General features: G+C 34.6%; 21 protein-coding genes and 1 tRNA gene. 16 read left to right on the forward strand and 6 right to left on the reverse strand.

Annotated features, from left to right (window positions below):
* A complete protein-coding gene (locus P2086_RS13065) occupies positions 1-711 on the reverse strand; it encodes a LolA-like protein (protein WP_317897188.1) in 711 nt (236 codons plus the stop codon).
* A gap of 261 nt (positions 712-972) precedes the next feature.
* Here P2086_RS13065 and P2086_RS13070 point away from each other — a divergent pair, with 261 nt between their 5' ends.
* Entirely contained in the window at positions 973-1584 is a 612-nt protein-coding gene (locus tag P2086_RS13070; protein ID WP_317897189.1) for a DNA-3-methyladenine glycosylase family protein, read from the forward strand.
* Positions 1585-1637: 53 nt separating this feature from the next.
* On the opposite strand, the gene P2086_RS13075 is transcribed toward P2086_RS13070, so the two are convergent.
* Positions 1638-3272 carry a S8 family peptidase gene (locus P2086_RS13075; protein WP_317897190.1) on the reverse strand — a complete coding sequence of 545 codons (1635 nt, stop codon included), beginning with the start codon at positions 3270-3272 and terminating at the stop codon, positions 1638-1640.
* A 284-nt stretch (positions 3273-3556) separates the two neighbouring features.
* On the opposite strand from P2086_RS13075, the gene P2086_RS13080 reads away from it, so the two are divergent.
* The 12 genes from P2086_RS13080 (at position 3557) to P2086_RS13135 (ending at position 16205) form a co-directional block, all read left to right on the forward strand.
* Positions 3557-5482 (forward strand): T9SS type A sorting domain-containing protein, encoded by a 1926-nt coding sequence (locus tag P2086_RS13080; protein WP_317897191.1) that lies wholly within the window; start codon positions 3557-3559, stop codon positions 5480-5482.
* 134 nt (positions 5483-5616) lie between these two features.
* A complete protein-coding gene (locus P2086_RS13085) occupies positions 5617-7593 on the forward strand; it encodes a T9SS type A sorting domain-containing protein (protein WP_317897192.1) in 1977 nt (658 codons plus the stop codon).
* A gap of 142 nt (positions 7594-7735) precedes the next feature.
* Positions 7736-9574 carry a T9SS type A sorting domain-containing protein gene (locus tag P2086_RS13090; protein ID WP_317897193.1) on the forward strand — a complete coding sequence of 613 codons (1839 nt, stop codon included), beginning with the start codon at positions 7736-7738 and terminating at the stop codon, positions 9572-9574.
* A gap of 87 nt (positions 9575-9661) precedes the next feature.
* Complete coding sequence (locus P2086_RS13095; RefSeq protein ID WP_317900261.1) at positions 9662-10444, forward strand: outer membrane protein assembly factor BamD; 783 nt, start codon at positions 9662-9664, stop codon at positions 10442-10444.
* 1 nt (position 10445) lies between these two features.
* Positions 10446-10772, forward strand: a complete 327-nt coding sequence (locus P2086_RS13100) for a DNA-directed RNA polymerase subunit omega (protein WP_317897194.1) — start codon at positions 10446-10448, stop codon at positions 10770-10772.
* Between the two features lie 153 nt (positions 10773-10925).
* Positions 10926-12119, forward strand: a complete 1194-nt coding sequence (gene coaBC / locus P2086_RS13105) for a bifunctional phosphopantothenoylcysteine decarboxylase/phosphopantothenate--cysteine ligase CoaBC (RefSeq protein WP_317897195.1) — start codon at positions 10926-10928, stop codon at positions 12117-12119.
* 8 nt (positions 12120-12127) lie between these two features.
* Positions 12128-13030 (forward strand): type IX secretion system protein PorD, encoded by a 903-nt coding sequence (gene porD / locus P2086_RS13110; RefSeq protein ID WP_317897196.1) that lies wholly within the window; start codon positions 12128-12130, stop codon positions 13028-13030.
* A gap of 167 nt (positions 13031-13197) precedes the next feature.
* Positions 13198-13851, forward strand: coding sequence for a hypothetical protein (locus P2086_RS13115; protein ID WP_317897197.1), 654 nt, complete (start codon positions 13198-13200; stop codon positions 13849-13851).
* Positions 13852-13883: 32 nt separating this feature from the next.
* Entirely contained in the window at positions 13884-14294 is a 411-nt protein-coding gene (locus P2086_RS13120) for a hypothetical protein (protein ID WP_317897198.1), read from the forward strand.
* 19 nt (positions 14295-14313) lie between these two features.
* Positions 14314-14736, forward strand: coding sequence for a response regulator (locus tag P2086_RS13125; RefSeq protein ID WP_317897199.1), 423 nt, complete (start codon positions 14314-14316; stop codon positions 14734-14736).
* Between the two features lie 219 nt (positions 14737-14955).
* Positions 14956-16062 carry a Fic family protein gene (locus P2086_RS13130; RefSeq protein ID WP_317897200.1) on the forward strand — a complete coding sequence of 369 codons (1107 nt, stop codon included), beginning with the start codon at positions 14956-14958 and terminating at the stop codon, positions 16060-16062.
* A gap of 59 nt (positions 16063-16121) precedes the next feature.
* Positions 16122-16205 (forward strand) — tRNA-Leu (locus P2086_RS13135).
* A gap of 227 nt (positions 16206-16432) precedes the next feature.
* On the opposite strand, the gene P2086_RS13140 is transcribed toward P2086_RS13135, so the two are convergent.
* The 3 genes from P2086_RS13140 to P2086_RS13150 all read right to left on the reverse strand — a co-directional run bounded on the left by P2086_RS13140 (position 16433) and on the right by P2086_RS13150 (position 17232).
* Positions 16433-16681: a hypothetical protein gene (locus P2086_RS13140; protein ID WP_317897201.1), complete on the reverse strand. Its 249-nt coding sequence runs from the start codon at positions 16679-16681 to the stop codon at positions 16433-16435.
* A 72-nt stretch (positions 16682-16753) separates the two neighbouring features.
* Positions 16754-17020, reverse strand: a complete 267-nt coding sequence (locus tag P2086_RS13145) for a hypothetical protein (protein ID WP_317897202.1) — start codon at positions 17018-17020, stop codon at positions 16754-16756.
* Between the two features lie 35 nt (positions 17021-17055).
* Positions 17056-17232, reverse strand: a complete 177-nt coding sequence (locus P2086_RS13150) for a hypothetical protein (RefSeq protein ID WP_317897203.1) — start codon at positions 17230-17232, stop codon at positions 17056-17058.
* A 742-nt stretch (positions 17233-17974) separates the two neighbouring features.
* Between P2086_RS13150 and P2086_RS13155 the strand changes: the two genes are divergently transcribed.
* The 3 genes from P2086_RS13155 (at position 17975) to P2086_RS13165 (ending at position 19942) form a co-directional block, all read left to right on the forward strand.
* Positions 17975-18496, forward strand: a complete 522-nt coding sequence (locus P2086_RS13155) for a hypothetical protein (RefSeq protein WP_317897204.1) — start codon at positions 17975-17977, stop codon at positions 18494-18496.
* A 197-nt stretch (positions 18497-18693) separates the two neighbouring features.
* Positions 18694-19548, forward strand: a complete 855-nt coding sequence (locus P2086_RS13160) for a KilA-N domain-containing protein (RefSeq protein WP_317897205.1) — start codon at positions 18694-18696, stop codon at positions 19546-19548.
* 238 nt (positions 19549-19786) lie between these two features.
* Entirely contained in the window at positions 19787-19942 is a 156-nt protein-coding gene (locus P2086_RS13165) for a hypothetical protein (protein WP_317897206.1), read from the forward strand.
* Here the strand turns inward: P2086_RS13165 and P2086_RS13170 are convergent.
* Positions 19939-20085, reverse strand: a complete 147-nt coding sequence (locus P2086_RS13170; RefSeq protein ID WP_317897207.1) for a hypothetical protein — start codon at positions 20083-20085, stop codon at positions 19939-19941. The two genes, P2086_RS13165 and P2086_RS13170, sit on opposite strands and share 4 nt — an antisense overlap.
* Between the last annotated feature and the right edge of the window lie 127 nt (positions 20086-20212).

Below are 20212 nucleotides of genomic sequence, written 5' to 3' on the forward strand. Positions count from 1 at the left end.
TTATTTAGTCGGTTTGAAAAGAGATTCATCAATTTTTGGGTTGACCTCTAATTTTACGATTTCTGATTCGCCCCAACCACTGCTGACACTCATTGGGAACATAACACCTTCATCGGTTTTTTTATGATCTGAATAGTAAGATGACATTTCATTCTCCTGTCCGTTTGCTTGTACTTTTTCTGTTTTTTTAAGAATGAGATAGGAAGCAGGATCAATATAAAAAGTAGTTTCTTTTTCATCCTTGTCTATCATTTTTAATTTATGACATTCAGTCCCGTCTATATCGTCCATACCGTAATAATCAAGACTTTTTCCAAGTTCTTTGTAATTCATAAATTCGTCTTGTATTGAAAGTTCATCTTGCGAATTTTTGACATCGTCTGCGGTCATAGCTTCTGATTTGCTTTGTCCTCGCCACGGCATATACGACCACCCTTCAGAGTTTTTTATGATACTAAAGCCAGTCATCCCCATTACAGAAATATCTTGGCGCAGCGCTTTTTTATCAATCTGATAAATCGTAAACTTAATTTCAGCGCCCTGTGCTTTCATTACTCGCTCAATTTTTAAAGTTTTTATTTTCGCCCAGTTATCTTTACCTCCAATGGCTTCAATGTGTTTATTCACTATTTCATCAACCGATTGTGAAAAGCCTACTTTACTCAGTAAGCTAAAAATGAAAAGAAAAGCAATGTTTAAACTCGTTTTCATAGTGTATAGATTTAATTTGGATTTGTAATTCGTAAGTTAAATATAACTATTAATAAGACTTTATTCAAAGAAGGTGTTTATTGGTGAAAGAAAAGGATAATCGGTTTTTAAGAGCGATTAAAAAGTAGAATTGGAAGTTTTAAGAGAAGAGTTTTGTTATCATTTAATTTCTTTGTGTTTGTGGTTAAATACACTAAGGGGTTGCCTATTATTAATTAGTTTGTACTCTCATGTAAATTCAAGTAATTTGTATTTATAAACATGACGAAACATCACGAACTACTGACACATCTGAAAAAGGACAAGATCCTTAAGAAAGTCATTCAAACAGTTGGAGAAATAAAAACAGAAAAAAATCTCGATTTATATTTTTCTTTGATGCGTTCGATAGTGAGCCAGCAATTATCCGTAAAAGCTGCAGCAACAATATGGGGAAGGTTCTTAGATTTATTTAAAGACAGATATCCCGATGCTAAAATTCTTCTGAAAATAAATGACGATAAATTGCGTGCTGTAGGTTTATCTTATCAGAAAGCGGGGTATCTGAAAAATATCGCTCGATTTTCTTTGGATAAAACTTTAGAATATAAACTTTTAAAATCTAAAACAGATGATGAGCTAATTGATTATCTTATTGAAATAAAAGGAGTAGGGCGATGGACGGTTGAAATGTTGCTTATGTTTAGTTTAAAACGTGATGATGTATTCCCTGTAGATGATTTAGGAATACAAAACGGAATAAAAATTTTATACAATCTTAATTCTGAAAATAAAAAACAATTGTATAGTCAGATGCTTGAAATTGCTGAAAATTGGAGACCGTACCGAAGCATAGCTTGCATGTACATTTGGCGACATAAAGATTCTAAATAAGCAGCACTCCTATCAACAGACCAACTAATAACTATCGACTATTAACTAAAAAACTAAGTCTTTGTTTTAGTAAATTTCTCAGCCATTTTTACTGCCTCGTATAAATTGATTATTCCGCCATTTTTTCCAAGCTTTTCAAACTTAACCAACTCTCCGCTCGGATTTTCATTAGCTACTGAACCTGGCTTAATTACTTTTTTTCCTTTGTATGATTTTACGCTACTTTTAATTAAAATCTTTTTAATCTGCTCAGGAGTCAGAGTAGGGTAGTACGATTTTAAAACTGCCGCAACTCCACAGGCAACAGGAGAAGCCATGCTTGTTCCGCTAGCGTCCTTATAACCATTTTTTGGAGTGGTTGAATAAATATCTACACCCGGCGAAAAAAGATCAACGGTTTTCTTTCCATAATTAGAAAACGGCGCAACAACCTTCTCATCAACTTTCCAGCTTAAAGCTCCAATATCCATAAAATTTGTTGCCTCACCTTTATCTTCAAATTTTTTACAAGGGAAATGATTCACTACATCAATATCAACGTTGTCATTTCCAGCGGCATGAATAATCAAAACTCCTTTACTTTGCGCGTATTTTACCGCATCATCAACTACTTTTTTATCCCAACTAAAGCGTTTACCAAAACTCATGTTAATTAACTTTGCTCCATTATCAACAGCATATCTAATTGAATTCGCTACATCCTTATCTCTTTCATCTCCATCTGGTACACAGCGTATCGCCATAATTTTAACATCCGCTGCAACGCCGTCCATCCCAACACCATTATTGCGAGCTGCTGCTATTATACCAGCAACGTGTGTGCCATGAAAACTATCGGGGCCATTGCAATCATTGTTTCCGTAGTACCTTTCACTTGAATTGGCATAATCATCCCCAACAATATTTCTTGGATCAAAATCTTGATTCAAGGTGTAATCCAAACTGTTTTTAAAATACTTTACACCTTCATTTATTGCAGAACAACCATCGTCGAGATTATTGAAACGACCCGACTTTAAAAGATTATTTAAAGCAAAGCCTTTTATTTGATTCGACATTTTATCTTTTGGCTCAAATTTTTCAAGTTCTGTTAAAGTAACAGTATCTACTTTTTGTAATTCCTTAACGGCAGTATTTAAACTCATTAGTCCATTATAAAGCGAAAAATAGTTGTTATAACCACCCTCGACTTCTTCCTTTTTTGTTTGGTATTCTTTATTTACTTCTTGGTATAAAGCCAATTCATTCTTTTCTTCTTTCGTGCTAAAGTCTGCTTCACTTTTCCCTTCATATTTCCCTTTTAATTTTCTAACCAAACGTGTCATTTCGAGATTATCTTTATCCACATTCTTTCCATCTTTTCCGCCAATGAAATTCCAACCGTGTATATCATCAATGTATCCGTTTTTATCATCATCAATTCCATTACCTGCAATTTCACCTGGATTTGTCCACATAACAGTCTTAAGGTCTTCGTGGTCGTAATCTACACCACTGTCAATAACACCTACAATAATGGTTGTTGATTTTTTATCCTTTAGCAATTCCTTGTATGCTTTCTCTGTGCTTACTCCGTTGACTTTATCACTTATAGCATCAAGATTAAACCAATTGTCAGGACGTTTTATTTCCTGTGAACTTAGTACAAGCGTTGTGAATAATAGAAAATTAATAAATAGATGCTTCATAATTTAGTTTTGTTTATTAAAAGTATACTTTAATCAAAATGACCATTAAATAATTGCTTAATGTAAGACTTAACAAGTAATTTAATGGTTATGATCAACCAGTTTAAGACAAATATAAGCTAAGTTAAGTTTCTGTTTTTGTTATTTACAATAATTAAGAAATAATTAGACAAGAATGCCCCTAAATGGGTGAGGAAAGTATGCTGAAGAAAAAAAATACAAATATTGTTTGGTAAGCAATTTTTTTTATACATTTGACTATATCTAATCTTAAAAAAAAAAATATGAAAAAAATTACTTTAGCTCTTTTTGCTGTTGTATGTTGTGTAGGTTCGGTTTTAAGCCAGGCAAACTATAATTTAGTTGCCCCCCCTAATCAAAATGCAACTTCTTCCCTTCGTGCACCGAATGGAACCTCTGTACATGCTTTCCAGCGTGCGGTAATGTATATTCATCCTTACGAATTGTTGCCAATGAACCAATCTTCAATTACATCAGTAAGCTTCCAATATACAACAGGTACTGGTTCAATACCAGTTGTAGGTAATTTTACCTTATATCTTCAAAACACAACTAATTTTGCTTACGCAAAAGGTTCAACTTATTCTGGTGCTTTAACTGGAATGCAAAATGTGTATTCAGGAACTTATACTGTTCCTTCTACTCCTGGTCCAGCTACAGTTACTATTCCATTAGGGACAGCTTTTCAGTTTACTGGTGATGGCTTGTACGTTGGTTGGGATTTTGCGTCTACCGGTCCATTTGCGACTAATGCGGCAACTTACGTTTGTTCAAACGTATTTAATGGGGTCGCGGAAGCTTGGTTAGGTTCAATTGATGCGCCAACAGGTGGTACTATTGGAAATACTTTTGCTGGTTCTAATTTTAGACCGTCTTTAATATTTAATGCGGTGAACACTGCTACAAATGAAATTGAAGTACTTGATATCATTGCTCCAGGAAGAGTTTCAAAATTATTTAATTCTCCACAAACTGTCCTTACCAAAATTGTTAATTCAAGTATTGCAGCTCAAAACAACGTAACAGTTGCTTTAAATGCAGTGGGTGCAAACCCTTATACAGCGACTCAAACATTAAATATGGCGCCTGGATCTATCACTACATTAACTTGGAGTGCTTACAATCCAGTTACAGATGGTCAAAGCACAATTACTGCTGCCGCTTTAATCGCCGATCAAAATACTGCAAACAATTCTAAATCATGGGTTCAAGTAGTTTCTTGCGGTGATATCGCGCAACATTCTCCAAGCACAACTTTCAACAGTTCTTACGGATATGGTGGAAGTTCTGGTTCAGGATGTTTTGTGTCAAAACATGTTATACCAAGCTCTGCTTCCTTAACAGCTGTTAGAGTAGCTATTGGTGCTGCTACTTCGAATACTCAATCGTGTTATGGTGTATTGGTAAATTCTGCTGGAGCCATTCTTGCTACTTCAAACAATACAACTACAATTGCTCCTTCAACAACTGTAACTTTTAATTTTGCAGATGTAGCCGTAACTACTGGTACCTATTATGTAGGTCTTGCACAACCATCTAGTGGTTACTATCCAATGGCATATGTAACAAACACTGTATTTATTCCTGGTAATTATTATGTTGTTCCCCTTACTGGTGGTACAATTAGTCAATCGGCTAACGACGGTTATTTTGGAATTGAAGCGTTATTTACGTTTTCTAATACAGCAGTTTCTGCTACAGCGAGTAAAACGCTTGTTTGTAAAACTAATTCAATTACTTTAACAGCAAATGGATTAACTACTTACACATGGACAGGCGGACTAACTGGATCGGTAGTTGTTGTTACTCCAACTGTATCTGGTACAGGTGGTGGAGTTGCAGTGTTTACTGTGACAGGAACTGATGCTGTTACTGGCTGTAAAGGTAATGTTGCGGCTTTAACTGTTAGCGTAAGCGCTTGTACAGGTATTGCTTCAAACAACTCAAATGGTTTTGATGTAAAGTTATTCCCAAATCCTGCTGCAAATGGTAAATCTACAATATCTGGTCTTTCTGGAACTAACAGAATAACCGTATACAACAGCATTGGGCAAGTTATTTTAACTCAAAATGTTTCGGAAGATACTATGAGTTTAGATCTTTCTAACCAACCTTCTGGTAATTACCTTGTTAAAATTACTGACTCAAACAGTGAGTCAAGAACAATAAAGGTGGTTAACCAAAACTAAAAAAATCTTTTTTCTTAAAAGCCCCACTGTGTTTTCAGTGGGGCTTTTTTTATTATAAGTGGTGGAATTTAATAGACAGTTGTTGTTAGACACTTAGTTTTTTTTACTAATTTTAGAAAATATATAAATTACACATGATGAAAAAAATTACATTAATCTTATTTGCTCTTGCAGCTTTTTCTAGACCTTCATTTGGTCAAGCCGTAATATCGGTCGATGCTCCACAATATAATGGCGATTTTTCTGCCTTTGTAGGTCCTAATGGATTCACATCGTCTACTCTAACAATTGCTTACCACAGGGCTTGCTATTTAATTTCTCAAGCTGAGCTGTCGCGTATGGTTTTAACAAATAGTATAGTTACTGATTTTGGTTTTGATATATTCAGACCTGCAAACGTTGCTTGTACAGGTCAATTTACCCTTTATCTTCAGAATACCACGGACGTTACGTACAATAAGGGTACAAGTTTCCCAGCCTTGTTAACTGGTATGTCTACCAACTTTAATGGAAATTTGGTGTTACCAACAGGTTCGCAAAATGCAACCACATCGGTAAGTGTGCCGTTGTCGAACACATTCACGTATACTGGAGGTAGCATGTATGTTGCATTTGATTGGCACACCACGACGCCTACGTCAACAATAACAACACGTTACTTAACACATGCAGACGGGCCTACCACGAATTTAGGATGCAATTCTTCTGCGCCTTCTGCGGGACCTGCACCAACCACTTTAACACTCGATGTTAGAAGGCCAGCGATGCGTTTTAAAGCTACCAACACAGCTACAAATGAAGTAGGTGTAGTTTCAATTCAAGCTCCAGGCTTGGTTTCAAAATTAGTTAATCCAGGCCATACTATTAGTGCTACTCTTCGGAATAATGGGGTGAATCCTTTAAGCAATGTTCAGGTGTCACTAAATGTTTCGGGCGCTAACACTTTTAATAACGTGCAAGCTGTTAATATTCCAGCTGGTGGAACTGTAAACGTAAATTTCACTGGTTTTACACCTTCTACTAACGGATTAAATACAATGTCGGTTTTAACTTCATCAGATCAGTATAATGATAATAATGGAGTGGCGTGGACTCAAACGGTGAATTGTTCAGATTACGGTAACAACCCTCCTTACGCAGCAGCAACTTTTAGCAGCGGTTCTTACGGTTATGGTGGTCAAGCAATAATTGCAACTCCACTTAAAGCGTCTAGTACTTGTAGTATGACTGGTATTAAATTTGCGCCAGGGCAATTACAATCTGGGACAAGTTCGATTACAGGCGTTCTATTGGATGCTGGTGGATTTATTTTAGCAACTACCAATACTGTTAATGTGACTACTGGAAGTTTTGGTACTTATTTAAATCTTACATTTACTAACTCTCCTGCTATTGAGTTAACGGGTGGTTCTAATTATTACTATGGTATTGCTCAATTAAGTTCCAGCACTTTTCCTTTCGGTACAAGAGCGGTACTTGCCACTACTAACCTAAATCTTTATTATACCGTTCCAATCGCTGGTGGATCAATAGGTTCTCCTCAAAATCACATGGGTTATCTTGGATTACAGGCGGTACTTGGTTTTAGTAATACAACGATTGAAGCAACAGCTTCAGAAACAGTTGTTTGTAAAGGAAGTACAAGTACAGTAACTTTAACCGCAATTGGTGGGTCAAGTACTTTTACTTGGACTCCAGGCAACCTTCAGGGAAGTAGTGTAGTTGTAACACCAACAATAGCGAATGTTAATGGTGGAATCGTGAATTATCAAGTTACAGGTACAGACGCTGCTACTGGTTGTAAGAGTAATACGTATCTTTTACAAGTAAAAGTAGATTTGTGCACAGCTTTATCATCAAATACTTCTAATGGATATGATTTAAAATTATTCCCTAATCCTGCGACAAATGGTAAATCTACAATTTCTGGTTTTACTGGAACAAACATTGTAACGGTTTATAACAGTATTGGTCAGGTTGTGTTAACTCAAAGCGTGTCTGAAGATACTATGAGTTTAGATCTTTCCAATCAACCAGCTGGTAATTACCTTGTTAAAATAACTGGTTCTGATAGTGAATCAAGAATAGTTAAAGTTGTAAATCAACGCTAGTAAATTATTTTATTTTACTAAGCCCCTCCAGAAATGGTGGGGCTTTTTTATTTAAGTTGCTCGGTTGAAATGTTAAATTATTAAGCATTTAGTAATTGGCTTTTATTTTGTTTAACTTTAATAAACACTAAAACCCTGCACAATGAAAAAAGAAATTCTTTCAGCAACAATAACTTTTGTTTTTTGTTATTGTGGTTTAGCTCAACAATCCAGTATTATGACACAAACTGCTTTAATTGAGTCTTCTTTAATGAGTCTTGAAACGACTAACCCAATTTACGCGAAATCTGCTTCAACCACTATTTATGATACTTTGGATTACTTTTTCCTCAAACACTATTATCGTAATCCTAACACTCCTCCTACAGCCCCTGCTAATTTGCAATTCACCACGTTAAAGTCACCTTACACGAACACATTAATAAATATTGGGGCATGTGGAGCTTCTTTTTATAATACGGCGAGTATACAAGTGCACGGCTTGAAAGGTTTGGTAATTAAGCAGACCCCATCTACTAGTCAAAGTGTGCCAGTAAAGCTTTATTTGTGTAATGCTGGTTTAACAGGCATTCCCATTATGCCACCGCTTGACTCAGTATTAACCAGTGTTTCCTCATCCACATCTGGTGTTTGGGTAGGGGGTAGCTTTACTTCGCCGGTAAATGTAACGGGCAACTTTACTGTACTCTTTAAAAACGGATCAACATTTTCCGGTGATACTGTAAGGTTATTTCTTAATAATGCGTTTACATCTACCGCTACTACCGTTCCATTAAGTCAAAGGTATGGCGAGGGTTTGGGCATTATGCGATTTAATGGTATTTTTCAAAAAACCACTGGGGCTTTTGGTGGTTCTGTTGGTAATGACTATGAATTTGTTGTATCCGCTTATGTGTCTTTTAATATGAACGCAGTTGCAGCTGCAGTGACACCAAGTATTTGTAACTATAACAGTGCCAGTTTTGTAAATAATTCGGATCCAATTGGTATTATTGAAAACCGTCAGTTTAATTTTAATAAATTTAAACCCTATTGGGCACCAACCAATGCGTTAATGCCATTAACTGATTCTATCTATAACTGGACTTTTACAGGTTCAACTACCGGGCCATCAACGTTGAAAAACCCAACAGCATTTTTTAATGTTTTAGGAACGCAATCTGCTAATTTAATAGTGAAGTATAAACGTTCCAGACCTGTAGGTCAATCACAAATAGACGTAAACTCCGCACAAATAGATGTAAATAATGGCTCTGCGCCGATAATTAGCGTTTCCGGACAAACTAAGTTTTGTGGTACTTCGTCTGTAACTACCACACTTTTTTGTAGTGGCAGCACCAGTTATACTTGGGCAGCACCACTTAATAGTGTTTCTCCTTTTGTTACGATTACACAAACAGCTAGTAGCGCTGTTTATAGTGTAAGTGCACTATCCTCAGGATGCACGGCGGTTAAAGTAGTCACTATTACTATTGATCCAGTGCCAAGTGTAAGTTTAACAATCAATACACCAGTTGTTTGTACAAAATCAACAGGCGGCAGCACGCTTGCACTTACGGGTGTTCCTTCTGGTGGCGTATATTCTGGAGCTAATGTTAGTGGTAGTAATTTTAACCCTCCAAGCATAGCTGGAACTTTCTCAGTCATCTATTCCTATACTAACAGCACTACCGAATGTTCAAACACAGCCACTAAAGAAATTAGCGTTGTAAACTGTAGTGGTTTGGTTCAAAATAATTCGAATCCAAATCTGGTCTATTATCCAAACCCTGTTACAAATGGATTAATTCTGCTTAAAAATCTAGAAGGGTCTAATAAAATTCAAGTATTTGACGTACTTGGCCGTTCAATTCTGACAGTACAAAGTGATAAAATTGAAGTAGAAATAGATCTTTCTGATCAGGCAAGAGGTAATTATTTTTTAAAAGTAACGCATTCGAATGGATCAGCTAAAATTCTAAAAATTGTTAATCAAAACTAAAACTCTGTCAAATTATTTAAAAAGCCCTTATCGTGGGCTTTTTTTATTTTTAAAAAGAGTATTTTTACGCTTCTGAAAACTAAGTTTATATTTTTCATTTTTCTTGCAACAGTTGTTCTAACTTCTTGCAATGGATATAATAAACTTTTAAAAAGTTCCGATTATGAACTTAAATTAAAAAAAGCAAAAGAGTATTACGATAAAGCTTATTACACAAGATCTTCGCAGTTATACGAAGAGTTAATTCCCGTTGTAAAGGGCACCGATAGGGCTGAAGAAGTTTACTATTATTATACTTGGAGTGAATACTACTTAGGCGATTATATTTTAAGTCAGTACCATTTTAAAAATTACACACGCCAATTTCCCAATGGTAAACGTGTTGAGGAGTGCTATTATATGAATGCTTATTGTTATTTCATGAATTCTCCAAACTACAAATTAGATCAGACTTACACTAAAAATGCAATCAAGGAATTTCAATCATTTATTGATATATATCCTGAAAGCCCAAAGTTAGACACTTGTAATATTCTAATTGATAAGTTAAGAGAGAAATTGGAGCTTAAGGACTATGAAATCACTAAACAATACTACAAATTGAGTGATTGGAAAGCTACAGTTGTTGCTGCTAAAAATTTCATTAAGGAATACCCTTCCAGCAACCATAATGATGAGATGTATTATATTATAATTGATTCATACTATACATTAGCACTTAATAGCATACACTCAAAGAAGGAAGAGAGACTTAACTTTGCTATTGAAAATTATGTCAAATTCTTAGATTTATACCCTAAAAGTTCGTATATTAGCCGCGCAGAAAGTATATATAACAGCAGTAAACGATTAAAAGATAATTTAAATTAACATGGATTTTAAGAAAACAAACGCCGAACAAAGTATTGTAACACGTGATATTCGTAGATTTGATGGGTCAACCGGTAATATTTACGAGGCGGTTTCCATTATGAGTAAACGTGCAAACCAGATTAGTTCTGAAATTAAAGAAGAATTATCAGGCAAATTACAAGAATTTAGTAGCCATACCGATAATCTTGAAGAGGTTTTTGAAAACAGAGAGCAAATCGAGATATCTAAACACTACGAAAAATTACCAAAACCAACTTTAATTTCTATCCAGGAGTTTTTGGAAGAAAAAGTTTATTACCGCAATCCTTCTAAAGAAGTTAAATAAAACATAACACCCAAAAGTTTTGGGAGGCTTTATCATTAATTAGAAAAAATCTAAAAGGCAGTAAGCTAAGGCTTTACTGCCTTTTGTTTTTAATTCGTTTTACTTAACTTCATACTCATTCAAAACAGATTCAATTCGACGTCGACACGCAGAATGCTAAATGGTAAAAAAATAATTTTAGGAATAACAGGGGGCATTGCCGCGTATAAGTGTGGGCACTTAGTTAGACTAATGGTTAAACAGGGCGCTGAAGTAAAAGTTATATTAAGTCATTCCGCATTACAATTCATTACTCCCCAAACACTTTCCGTTTTAAGTAAAAACGAAGTATTAACTGATTTTTTCGATAAAAATTTTAATTGGAACAATCATGTTCATCTAGCCGAGTGGGCGGATGTTGTGCTCATAGCTCCTTTAACTGCAAACAGTCTCGCTAAAATGGCAAGCGGAGCATGTGATTCTATATTATTGGCAACCTACCTTTCAGCCAGGACAAAAACTATTGTAGCACCAGCAATGGATTTAGATATGTTTCAGCACCCTTCTGTAAAAAAGAACTTAGAAACACTCAAGTCTTACAAGAATGAAATCATACCTGTAGAGACTGGTGAACTGGCAAGTGGTTTAGTAGGGGAGGGGAGAATGGCTGAACCAGAAAACATTGTGAGTTACCTTAACGACTTTTTTACAAAAAACCTCCCATTAAAAGGTAAATCAGCTCTTGTTAATGCCGGACCTACTTACGAGTCTATTGACCCAGTTCGTTTTATAGGCAACAGAAGTAGCGGAAAAATGGGCATTGCAATAGCTGAATCGCTTGTATTCATGGGGGCGCAAGTAACGCTGGTTTTAGGCCCCTCACAGGTAGAAATAAAAAACAAAACAATAAAAGTTTTAAGGGTTGAAAGTAGCGAAGAAATGTATGACGCAATGTTAGCGAACTATAGTGAGAAGGATATTGTTATTTGCAGCGCTGCGGTTGCAGATTATAAAGCGGCTAACGTTAGCGAACTTAAAATTAAAAAAAAGGAAGACAATTTTAAGCTTGATCTGATTAAAACAAAGGACATTTTATTAGAATTGGGTAAACAAAAAAAGAACCAATGTCTCGTAGGCTTTGCCTTAGAAACAAATAACTTAGAAGAATACGCGAAACAAAAATTGAAAAACAAAAACCTTGATTTAGTTGTTGCTAATTCGGCAAGTGATGTCGGTAGTGGTTTTAGTGGTGATACAAACAAAATAACAATTATTGACAAACACAATAAAATCACTAATTTTGAGTTGAAAAGTAAGCAGAAAGCTGCATCTGATATTGTTAATTATATTATTGATTTTGTAAAATAAAATTCTGTATGAAAACTAAGGTCCTATTTCTAACGGTGTTTTTGCTAAGTGCCAAATTAGTTTTTACCCAAGAGTTAAATTGTCAGGTAACAATCAATTATGATCAAATACAAGGATCAACCAATAAGCAAATATTCGATCAACTAAAAAGATCCGTTCTGGAATTCATGAATAATACAAAATGGACTACTGAAATTTTTTCGCAACAGGAAAAAATAGATTGTTCATTTCTAATCATCATTAAGCAATCCTTAGGAGGAGATATTTATTCAGGCTCTATTCAGGTAACAAGCAATCGGCCTGTATTTAAGAGTTCTTACGCGACACCAGTTCTCAATATTGAAGATGAATTTTTTCAATTTAAGTTTCAACAATTCTCGCAGTTAGAATTTAATATAAATAGTTTTCAAAATAACCTTACATCTGTACTGGCATACTATGCTTATGTGGTTCTTGCAACAGATTATGACACCTTTGCTCCGTTGGGAGGAACTAACTATTGGCAAAAAGCTCAACTCATCGTTCAAAATGCACAAGGTGCTGACGAGGCTGGTTGGAAACAGAGTCAATCTGGCCAAAAAAACCGATATTGGTTAACAGAAAACACATTACAGCCTTTATTTAAAGGAATAAGGGACTGTATGTATTCCTATAACCTGAGCGGATTAGATCACATGAGCGAGGGACCAGAGGCGGCCAGAACCACTATTTTAACTTCTCTTGAATTATTAATTCCCGTAGCAAAATCACGACCAGCATCATTCAACATGCAAGTTTTTTTTAACGCGAAAAGAGATGAGATCATTAATATTTTTAAGGGCGGAACACCAGAAGAGAAAACCAAAGTGCTGGAAATTCTTTCGACCATAGATCCAGCTGGTACCACCAAGTATCAAAAAATTTCAGGTTAATTTTTTAAAATTTTCAATAATTTTTGCTGTTTGTACCTTACTGTTTTTGTAGCTGAAGGTTAATTTGAAACAGAATGTTAAATCTTTTGGGGGTAGGCTTCACTTTCTTAGTCATATGGTAAATACTATTTCTCTAGCGAGTTAATATTAACCTTAAAAGAAGCTTTATGAAAGAAGAATTACTGAGACTTTACCAAGATAGGCAAATCAATTTCAAAAACGTAGTGAGTACATTTCCGGGCGATGATTTAGCTGGCCCTTTTTTAATGTCTCCTGCGCAGCTTTACAGCAAACAAAAAAGTCCACTATTAATTGTTGGACAAGAAACGAATGGATGGACTTATCATATCGATGAGATTCAAAAGCAAATGGATACTTATGAAGAGTTTGAAGTAGGAAAGGGATTTGATTCGACTACTTTTTGGAACGTAACACGTAAAGTTGAAAACGCGTTAGGTAATGATCCGCACTCTTGTGCTTGGACCAATCTTAGTAAATTTGACTTACATGGAGGAAAGTCTTACGGCAAGTACGAAAAGGTTATATCATCGCTGGATAAAATTATTGTTGATGAAATTAAAATTATTGATCCTAAGATATGCTTGTTTTTTACAGGACCCGATTTTGATATGCGATTGAAAAGAATTTTTGAAGGTGTGAAATTTGAGCCAATTGGAGACTGGAATATCAAGCAGTTCTGCAGACTAATACATCCAGAATTGCCTCAGTATAGCTTCCGGTCTTATCATCCTAAATCTCTGCGTTTAAGGCGACTTGAAAATGATCTTTTAGATTATTTGCGAAAAATAGATGTTAATTAATTTCAGTATTAGTATAAAAACTCAAACCACAAATGAATAGCATTCCTAAAAATATAATTTTTTGCATTACAATTTTGGAATGTAATGAAGAGGAACAATCTTTTTTGAGAAAAATGATTCATTCCGTTTTGCCGCAAGCAATTGTTGAATCTATTTATAACAACCAGGAAGCTAACCGCTATTTTAATAATTGCTCAACAATGCCGCAGTTGTTTTTTGTTGCTCAGGATATGCTTAATGTTTCTGGAGAAGACACTATTAAAAATATTAAACGCTTAGATCAGTCAAGTGAAACTCAAATTATTTGTCTAAAAAATTCCACTAGTAAATCCCAACGAACTGATATTATTAAATTAAGTGAAACCGTTTTTTATGTTAAACCATTCACAACTCAGGATCTTTTAGATATTGTAAGTTCTCTGAACATGAAACGGGTAGCATAATAGAAAAATTGATAAGGAAATGAACGTTGGAAAAAAGTATTCAGTACTGATTGTTGAGGACGATCCGAGCGATCAGTTTTTATTGCAGAATGCAATTGCGGAAATTAATGTTGCAATTAACATTGATATAGTGCACACGGGTTCGCAAGTGATCGAATTTCTTTTAAAAGATAAAGTTTATTTGGATTTAAACCGACAAGAGAAACCAGATTTAATCATTGCAAATGTAAAAGCCGATTTTTTCTGGCTAAACGACATTAAAAAAATCAGAGAATACAAAGAGTTTGACGGAATTCCAGTTTATCTTTTTTCTTCTTACGAATCTGAATTGTTTAAAATGAAGGCTCTTGAATTAGGCGCTAATGGTTTTTTTAAAAAACCCTATACTTTTTTCGATTTAAAATACATTCTCAATTCTATTCTTAATAAAGTTGCCGCATAAAGAGAATCCAGTTAGTATGCGTGATTTAGCGTTTATTCCGTTCGTCGTATTTTTTAGTGTCGAACTTTTATTTCCATATTTTTCTTGATCACGTCATTCAGTTTTAGGTAGTTAAATTTATTTTCACGTATTTTTGCGGAGATTAAATGTGTTATTCTACGCATAATTGCGGAGAATAATTTGTAAATGCGGAGAATAAAACGTATTTTTACCGCATAAATGCGGAGAATATATATATATCAGCAACTTTCTTGGCCCCAGTTTAATTGGGATTACGAAGCTATTTTGCCTGTTTTAGCTGCTGTACGGCATAAACAAGGCAAGTTAAAAGGGTATATGGAAGCTCTCGGCTTTACTTTAAGGAACGAAACATCCTTAAAAAACTTAACGCAAGATGTTTTAAAATCTACTGAAATAGAGGGGGAAGCTCTGAACCAGCAGCAAGTGCGTTCTTCAATTGCCCGAAAGTTAGGAATGGATATTGCGGGTTTAGTTGCCTCTGACAGACAAGTGGATGGCGTTGTTGAAATGATGCTGGACGCAACTCGAAATTACAAAGCGCTTTTAGATTCGGAACGTTTGTTTGGATGGCATTCAGAATTGTTTCCTTTGGGAAAAAGTGGCATGCATAACTTAACAGTTGGTCGGTGGAGAAATAATGAAAACGGACCGATGCAAGTTGTTTCTGGCGCACTAGGGAAAGAAAAAATTCATTTTGAAGCGCCTGAAGCAAGTTGTTTAAATAAAGAAATGAAAAGCTTTATAAAATGGTTTAATACTGAAAATGTTTTAGATCCAGTTATAAAATCAGCAATCGCACATTTGTGGTTTGTTACAATACATCCATTTGATGATGGCAATGGTCGTATCGCAAGAGCTATTGCAGATATGCAGTTAGCTAGGGCAGATGAAGACGATCAAAGGTTTTATAGCATGTCGGCACAAATTCGAATCGAACGAACAGCTTATTATAACGTACTTGAAAAAACACAAAAGGGAAACCTAGATATAACTGAGTGGTTACTTTGGTACTTAAATTGTTTTAGTAAAGCGCTAAATACAACAGATACGAACTTAAAAACTGTTCTTAACAAAACTAAATTTTGGGATAAGCATCTGCAAACAACAATTAACGAGCGTCAACGTATTCTGATCAATAAATTATTTGAGGGCTTTACCGGAAAATTAAACTCTTCTAAGTGGGCTAAAATAACAAAATGTTCTGCTGATACTGCACTCCGAGATATAACAGATTTAATAGCGAAAGGCATTCTGGAAAAAGAAGCAGCTGGTGGACGAAGTACCGGTTACCGATTAATAGAATAGGGGAGAATTTATGTTGCATTATTGTAAAACAAAACATAAATTTGCACTCCAATTTAAATGCCCGGATGGCGGAATTGGTAGACGCGCTGGTCTCAAACACCAGTAACTTCACGGTTGTATCGGTTCGACCCCGATTTCGGGTACAAAGCAGAGAATTTTCTCTGCTTTTTTTATTTTCATAAACTTTCAAATGAACATAAACTTCCAAAAAAAGAAAAACCGCATCCTTTGCAGCAGAACGCGGTTTAACTAATCTATATCTGAAAAATGAACTACCAAAACATTTTTCATGCAACAAAGTTAACGAGTTGAGAAACTCAAGGCATTACCTCAATGTTATTAAACTAAGAAGTTAAATGAAAGAAAAAAATTATCTGATTAATTTCACGAAAGCAGGGCAGCAATAACTTACCAATTCAGCTTTTGGATCACCACCCAAAATAGCAAACATTCTTATTTTATTTGGACTACTTGGATGCTTTCTGCATTTTTTCTTTCCAATAAGTTTTTTTAAATGATTGCAAGCGTGTTGGGCAACAGCATTTGACTTGGATATTGCTTCGGAATCCGCAGGATTGTTACCTTCATCTTCGAGTAACTTTAAGTCGAATCTTATCATATTTTCCAATTTTTATAAAAGTAAATATATATTATTTTTTTAACCAAACCAATTTATTGTCTAGCCCAAGTGTCATGAATTCATTAAATCACTTATAATTTTGAGGACTTTGCTTTTTATTTTATTGAATCCCTTTATTCTTTCAAGATTCCCATAAGGTAAATTTTCGAATTCATCCAATGAAGCAATTGCTGTATTTAGCTTTGCTAATTCGTCTTTATAAATATCAGAGTCGGCAATTATTTTTTTTATTTCTTTAACTCTGTCTTTAAGGTTAATGAAAGGGTTATAGATGACTTCATTAACTTTGTTTTTCAGTACTAAAAGATCGTTATTCATAAAACGGATATAAGTAAATGTGCACAGATATTGATTTAATAATCCCAAGACTCATTCTCGCGTTTAAGCCAAACACTTGTTTTATCAAGGGTTCCTTCAAAAATTTTAGTTTTTTTTGAGGTATCTAATTTAGCAGCTTTTCGACCAAAATTAGAGATAGATTTTTTTGGCGAATTGCTTTCAGCTTTTGGAGTATTTCTGAGTTTATTCATAAGTCTAATTTACGAAAATAAAATTAGATCGAAAAATTTAGAAAATTCAGTTTTATTGGTGGCCTAAAAAAAGAAACCCTGGTGAGATGAATCACCAGGGATATAAACTTACATTTCACCCAAAAAAAAGTAAATTAACTACACAAATGTAATTCTTAATTTGTTGCTGAATGTTAGATTATACTTAGAAATACAGCTACAACAAATAGCGTTTATGTAACTTTCCGAAGGAAAGGATTGCAAGTACGATAAGATTAGTGTTGTGGTGTGAGGCAGGAATCATAGGGCGAACTTTTTTGTTCGACCATGATTGGCGGCTATTTACCCGAAGGGCTCCGACATAACGTTTATTATATACTTTTTGAAACTGAGCTGTAAAAAAGGCTGCAAGCCTTTTTATCGAGGTTTTAAAAAGTATATAATCCCGTGTTATGTTCAATAGCTTCGGTAGTGTGTAGGGGTAAGGTTAGCCTTGAAGGTGGGTGACACTAAAAAAAGGTTCTTAATTCCGATATATATGCGAAGCTAAACAGGCTAAACTATTAACATAGCCGTTTTTTTTGCTTAAGTTTTAAACTTTAAAGTGTTAAGAACTAGAAAATAAAATCCCACTAACCCTTGATTTTAAAGGAAAAAATCAATTTCCATTTACGAAAAATAATCTAAATTTCAAAGCTACCTTGATAACTTTGACTAATTTTAATTAGTCCACTAATCATCGTAAATGATTAAATTTGTTGTTATGGAAGATAGCAATAAAAAATATCAAGCTGCATATGAAGAATTCATTAAAGACCTTAAGCAGCAAGCTAGTATTAAAGAAGAAGCTTTGAATGTTGCTGCTCAAGCTTCAGCGGAAGAGTTGAAAATTAAAAGGGCAATGGAAGCTATTAAGCCATTCATAACTAACTTCAAGGAAATACCAAATATAGTTACCGTACAAAGTAACGGAACACCTTTTAAATGGAAGTCAACAATACTAGAATTGTTTAAAAATAACCCTAGCAAAAAATTTACAAGTCCTGAAATATTAGATTTAATATATCCAGGGGCGGCAGAGCTTAGTCAAGAGGATAGAAGAGGAAGAATGATAAATTTATCAGTTGCTCTATCTGATATTGCTAAAGATTCTAAGATTATTATTCAAAAGAATGAAGGTGGTAGAGGATATATTTACTCATTAAATGAAATTAAAGAAGATGATGTTATATCTCGTTTAATATCTGAAAATAACGCTATAAATGAAAGAGAACTTAAATTTTAAATAAGTATGTAAAGCAAAAATCCGCTTTTGAAAATTACTAAGCTCTCAAAGCGGATTTTTGATACTGTTAAGTCAACGTTAGTTTACTAGTCTAGAACGCCATTCTGATATAATGGAGAATTAGGTGCAATTCCTAAACGTGGCTTAATTCCTTTACAAAGGTACAAAAAAAATGTAACAATGTAAAAACAAAATAAATGGCAACAATCAATGTAAAGGGATCGGTAATTAATGTTATACTGGAAAACGACACAGATTATATCAGCTTAACAGATATGATTAAGTCAAAAGATGGCGACTTTTTTATAACCGATTGGTTAAGAAATAGAAACACTTTAGAGTTTTTAAGCGTATGGGAAAGTATAAATAATCCAAGTTTTAATTATGGCGAATTCGCCACAATTAAAAATCAGTCAGGGCTCAACTCATTCAAAATCAGCGTTAAAGAGTGGTCTGAAAGAACTAACTCAATTGGAGTAATAGCTAAGGCAGGAAGATACGGAGGCACGTATGCCCATAAAGATATAGCGTTTGAATTCGGCACTTGGATTAGTCCAGAGTTTAAATTATATCTAATTAGAGAGTTTCAACGCCTCAAGGACGAAGAAGGTAAATCAAAAAATTTAGAATGGGATTATAGAAGATTTCTTACAAAAGTTAATTATAGAATACATACCGACTCTGTAAAAAATAATTTAATAGTCCCAAAGTATTCTAAATTAACGAAAGAGCAAGAAAGTTATATTTATGCTGATGAGGCAGAAATGCTGAACGTGGCATTATTCGGTATTACATCAAGAAAGTGGAGAAAAGACAATCCTGAATTCACAAAGCAGGGTTTGAATATTAGAGACACGGCTAACGTTTTACAGCTTACCGTATTATCTAATTTAGAAACTCTAAACTCTCATTTTTTAGCCGAAAAAATTTCCGCTCCTGATCGTTTATCTAAATTAAAAGAGGCTTCCTTAAGCCAATTAAGCTCTCTTTCAAAAATAAATTTCAATTATTCTCTAGAAAGTCCACACCTTTTGAATAAATCTGAAAACTGATTTATTCAAAACCCAAGCGCAAGGGATAGAACGTAAATCCTTTTCAGCTAAGAAAGTGCGAGGAGAAAAGATTGAAGTGATAGCCCGACCCGAAGGGATGCGCCCAAATCTTAGTTTTCACTCTTTGGGGTGGTGGGTGGGTGTCGGTAAACCGACATTTTATGTCGAATTACGACATAGGGAACTTGGATTAATAATATTAAGTTTAAAATATATTAACCAATTAAAAAAATAAGAGATGCCGTCAACAGGAGAAATCTGCCAACAATCTGGAGTGTACAAATGTACAACTCATCCAACTCAAGAAATTCCTTTATCTAAAGGAGAAAGATTTCCGCCATGTGCAAATGGTGGTGGTCATGGTGCAACTTGGATTCTAATTTATTCCACTTAAAGTCCAAGCGAAGCGAAAATATCGCTAGTTTCTTTTTGCCATTTAGCAGATGCTTTTGTTTTTTCTGATAAATGCTTACTTGAACCCACAATGTATTTAATTATTTTGTGGGTTTCTTTTTTGTTCAAGTTTTTGTTTTCCATTTGTTTTTTGTTTTTAAAAATTATTTAATATAAAAACCTCTTTCCGAAGGAAAGGATTGCAAGTACGATACGTTTAGTGTAGTGGTGTGCGGCTGGAATCATAGGGCGAACTTTTTTGTTCGACCAT

The organism is Aurantibacillus circumpalustris, assembly GCF_029625215.1.
Lineage (GTDB): Bacteria > Bacteroidota > Bacteroidia > B-17B0 > Aurantibacillaceae > Aurantibacillus > Aurantibacillus circumpalustris.

What these genes read in the sequence shown, in the direction of transcription:
- P2086_RS13065 (WP_317897188.1), bottom strand. Translation starts at nt 711, where the DNA reads ATGAAAACGAGTTTAAACATTGCTTTTCTTTTCATTTTTAGCTTACTG.
- P2086_RS13070 (WP_317897189.1), top strand. Translation starts at nt 973, where the DNA reads ATGACGAAACATCACGAACTACTGACACATCTGAAAAAGGACAAGATC.
- P2086_RS13075 (WP_317897190.1), bottom strand. Translation starts at nt 3,272, where the DNA reads ATGAAGCATCTATTTATTAATTTTCTATTATTCACAACGCTTGTACTA.
- P2086_RS13080 (WP_317897191.1), top strand. Translation starts at nt 3,557, where the DNA reads ATGAAAAAAATTACTTTAGCTCTTTTTGCTGTTGTATGTTGTGTAGGT.
- P2086_RS13085 (WP_317897192.1), top strand. Translation starts at nt 5,617, where the DNA reads ATGATGAAAAAAATTACATTAATCTTATTTGCTCTTGCAGCTTTTTCT.
- P2086_RS13090 (WP_317897193.1), top strand. Translation starts at nt 7,736, where the DNA reads ATGAAAAAAGAAATTCTTTCAGCAACAATAACTTTTGTTTTTTGTTAT.
- P2086_RS13100 (WP_317897194.1), top strand. Translation starts at nt 10,446, where the DNA reads ATGGATTTTAAGAAAACAAACGCCGAACAAAGTATTGTAACACGTGAT.
- coaBC (WP_317897195.1), top strand. Translation starts at nt 10,926, where the DNA reads ATGCTAAATGGTAAAAAAATAATTTTAGGAATAACAGGGGGCATTGCC.
- porD (WP_317897196.1), top strand. Translation starts at nt 12,128, where the DNA reads ATGAAAACTAAGGTCCTATTTCTAACGGTGTTTTTGCTAAGTGCCAAA.
- P2086_RS13115 (WP_317897197.1), top strand. Translation starts at nt 13,198, where the DNA reads ATGAAAGAAGAATTACTGAGACTTTACCAAGATAGGCAAATCAATTTC.
- P2086_RS13120 (WP_317897198.1), top strand. Translation starts at nt 13,884, where the DNA reads ATGAATAGCATTCCTAAAAATATAATTTTTTGCATTACAATTTTGGAA.
- P2086_RS13125 (WP_317897199.1), top strand. Translation starts at nt 14,314, where the DNA reads ATGAACGTTGGAAAAAAGTATTCAGTACTGATTGTTGAGGACGATCCG.
- P2086_RS13130 (WP_317897200.1), top strand. Translation starts at nt 14,956, where the DNA reads ATGCGGAGAATATATATATATCAGCAACTTTCTTGGCCCCAGTTTAAT.
- P2086_RS13140 (WP_317897201.1), bottom strand. Translation starts at nt 16,681, where the DNA reads ATGATAAGATTCGACTTAAAGTTACTCGAAGATGAAGGTAACAATCCT.
- P2086_RS13145 (WP_317897202.1), bottom strand. Translation starts at nt 17,020, where the DNA reads ATGAATAACGATCTTTTAGTACTGAAAAACAAAGTTAATGAAGTCATC.
- P2086_RS13150 (WP_317897203.1), bottom strand. Translation starts at nt 17,232, where the DNA reads ATGAATAAACTCAGAAATACTCCAAAAGCTGAAAGCAATTCGCCAAAA.
- P2086_RS13155 (WP_317897204.1), top strand. Translation starts at nt 17,975, where the DNA reads ATGGAAGATAGCAATAAAAAATATCAAGCTGCATATGAAGAATTCATT.
- P2086_RS13160 (WP_317897205.1), top strand. Translation starts at nt 18,694, where the DNA reads ATGGCAACAATCAATGTAAAGGGATCGGTAATTAATGTTATACTGGAA.
- P2086_RS13165 (WP_317897206.1), top strand. Translation starts at nt 19,787, where the DNA reads ATGCCGTCAACAGGAGAAATCTGCCAACAATCTGGAGTGTACAAATGT.
- P2086_RS13170 (WP_317897207.1), bottom strand. Translation starts at nt 20,085, where the DNA reads ATGGAAAACAAAAACTTGAACAAAAAAGAAACCCACAAAATAATTAAA.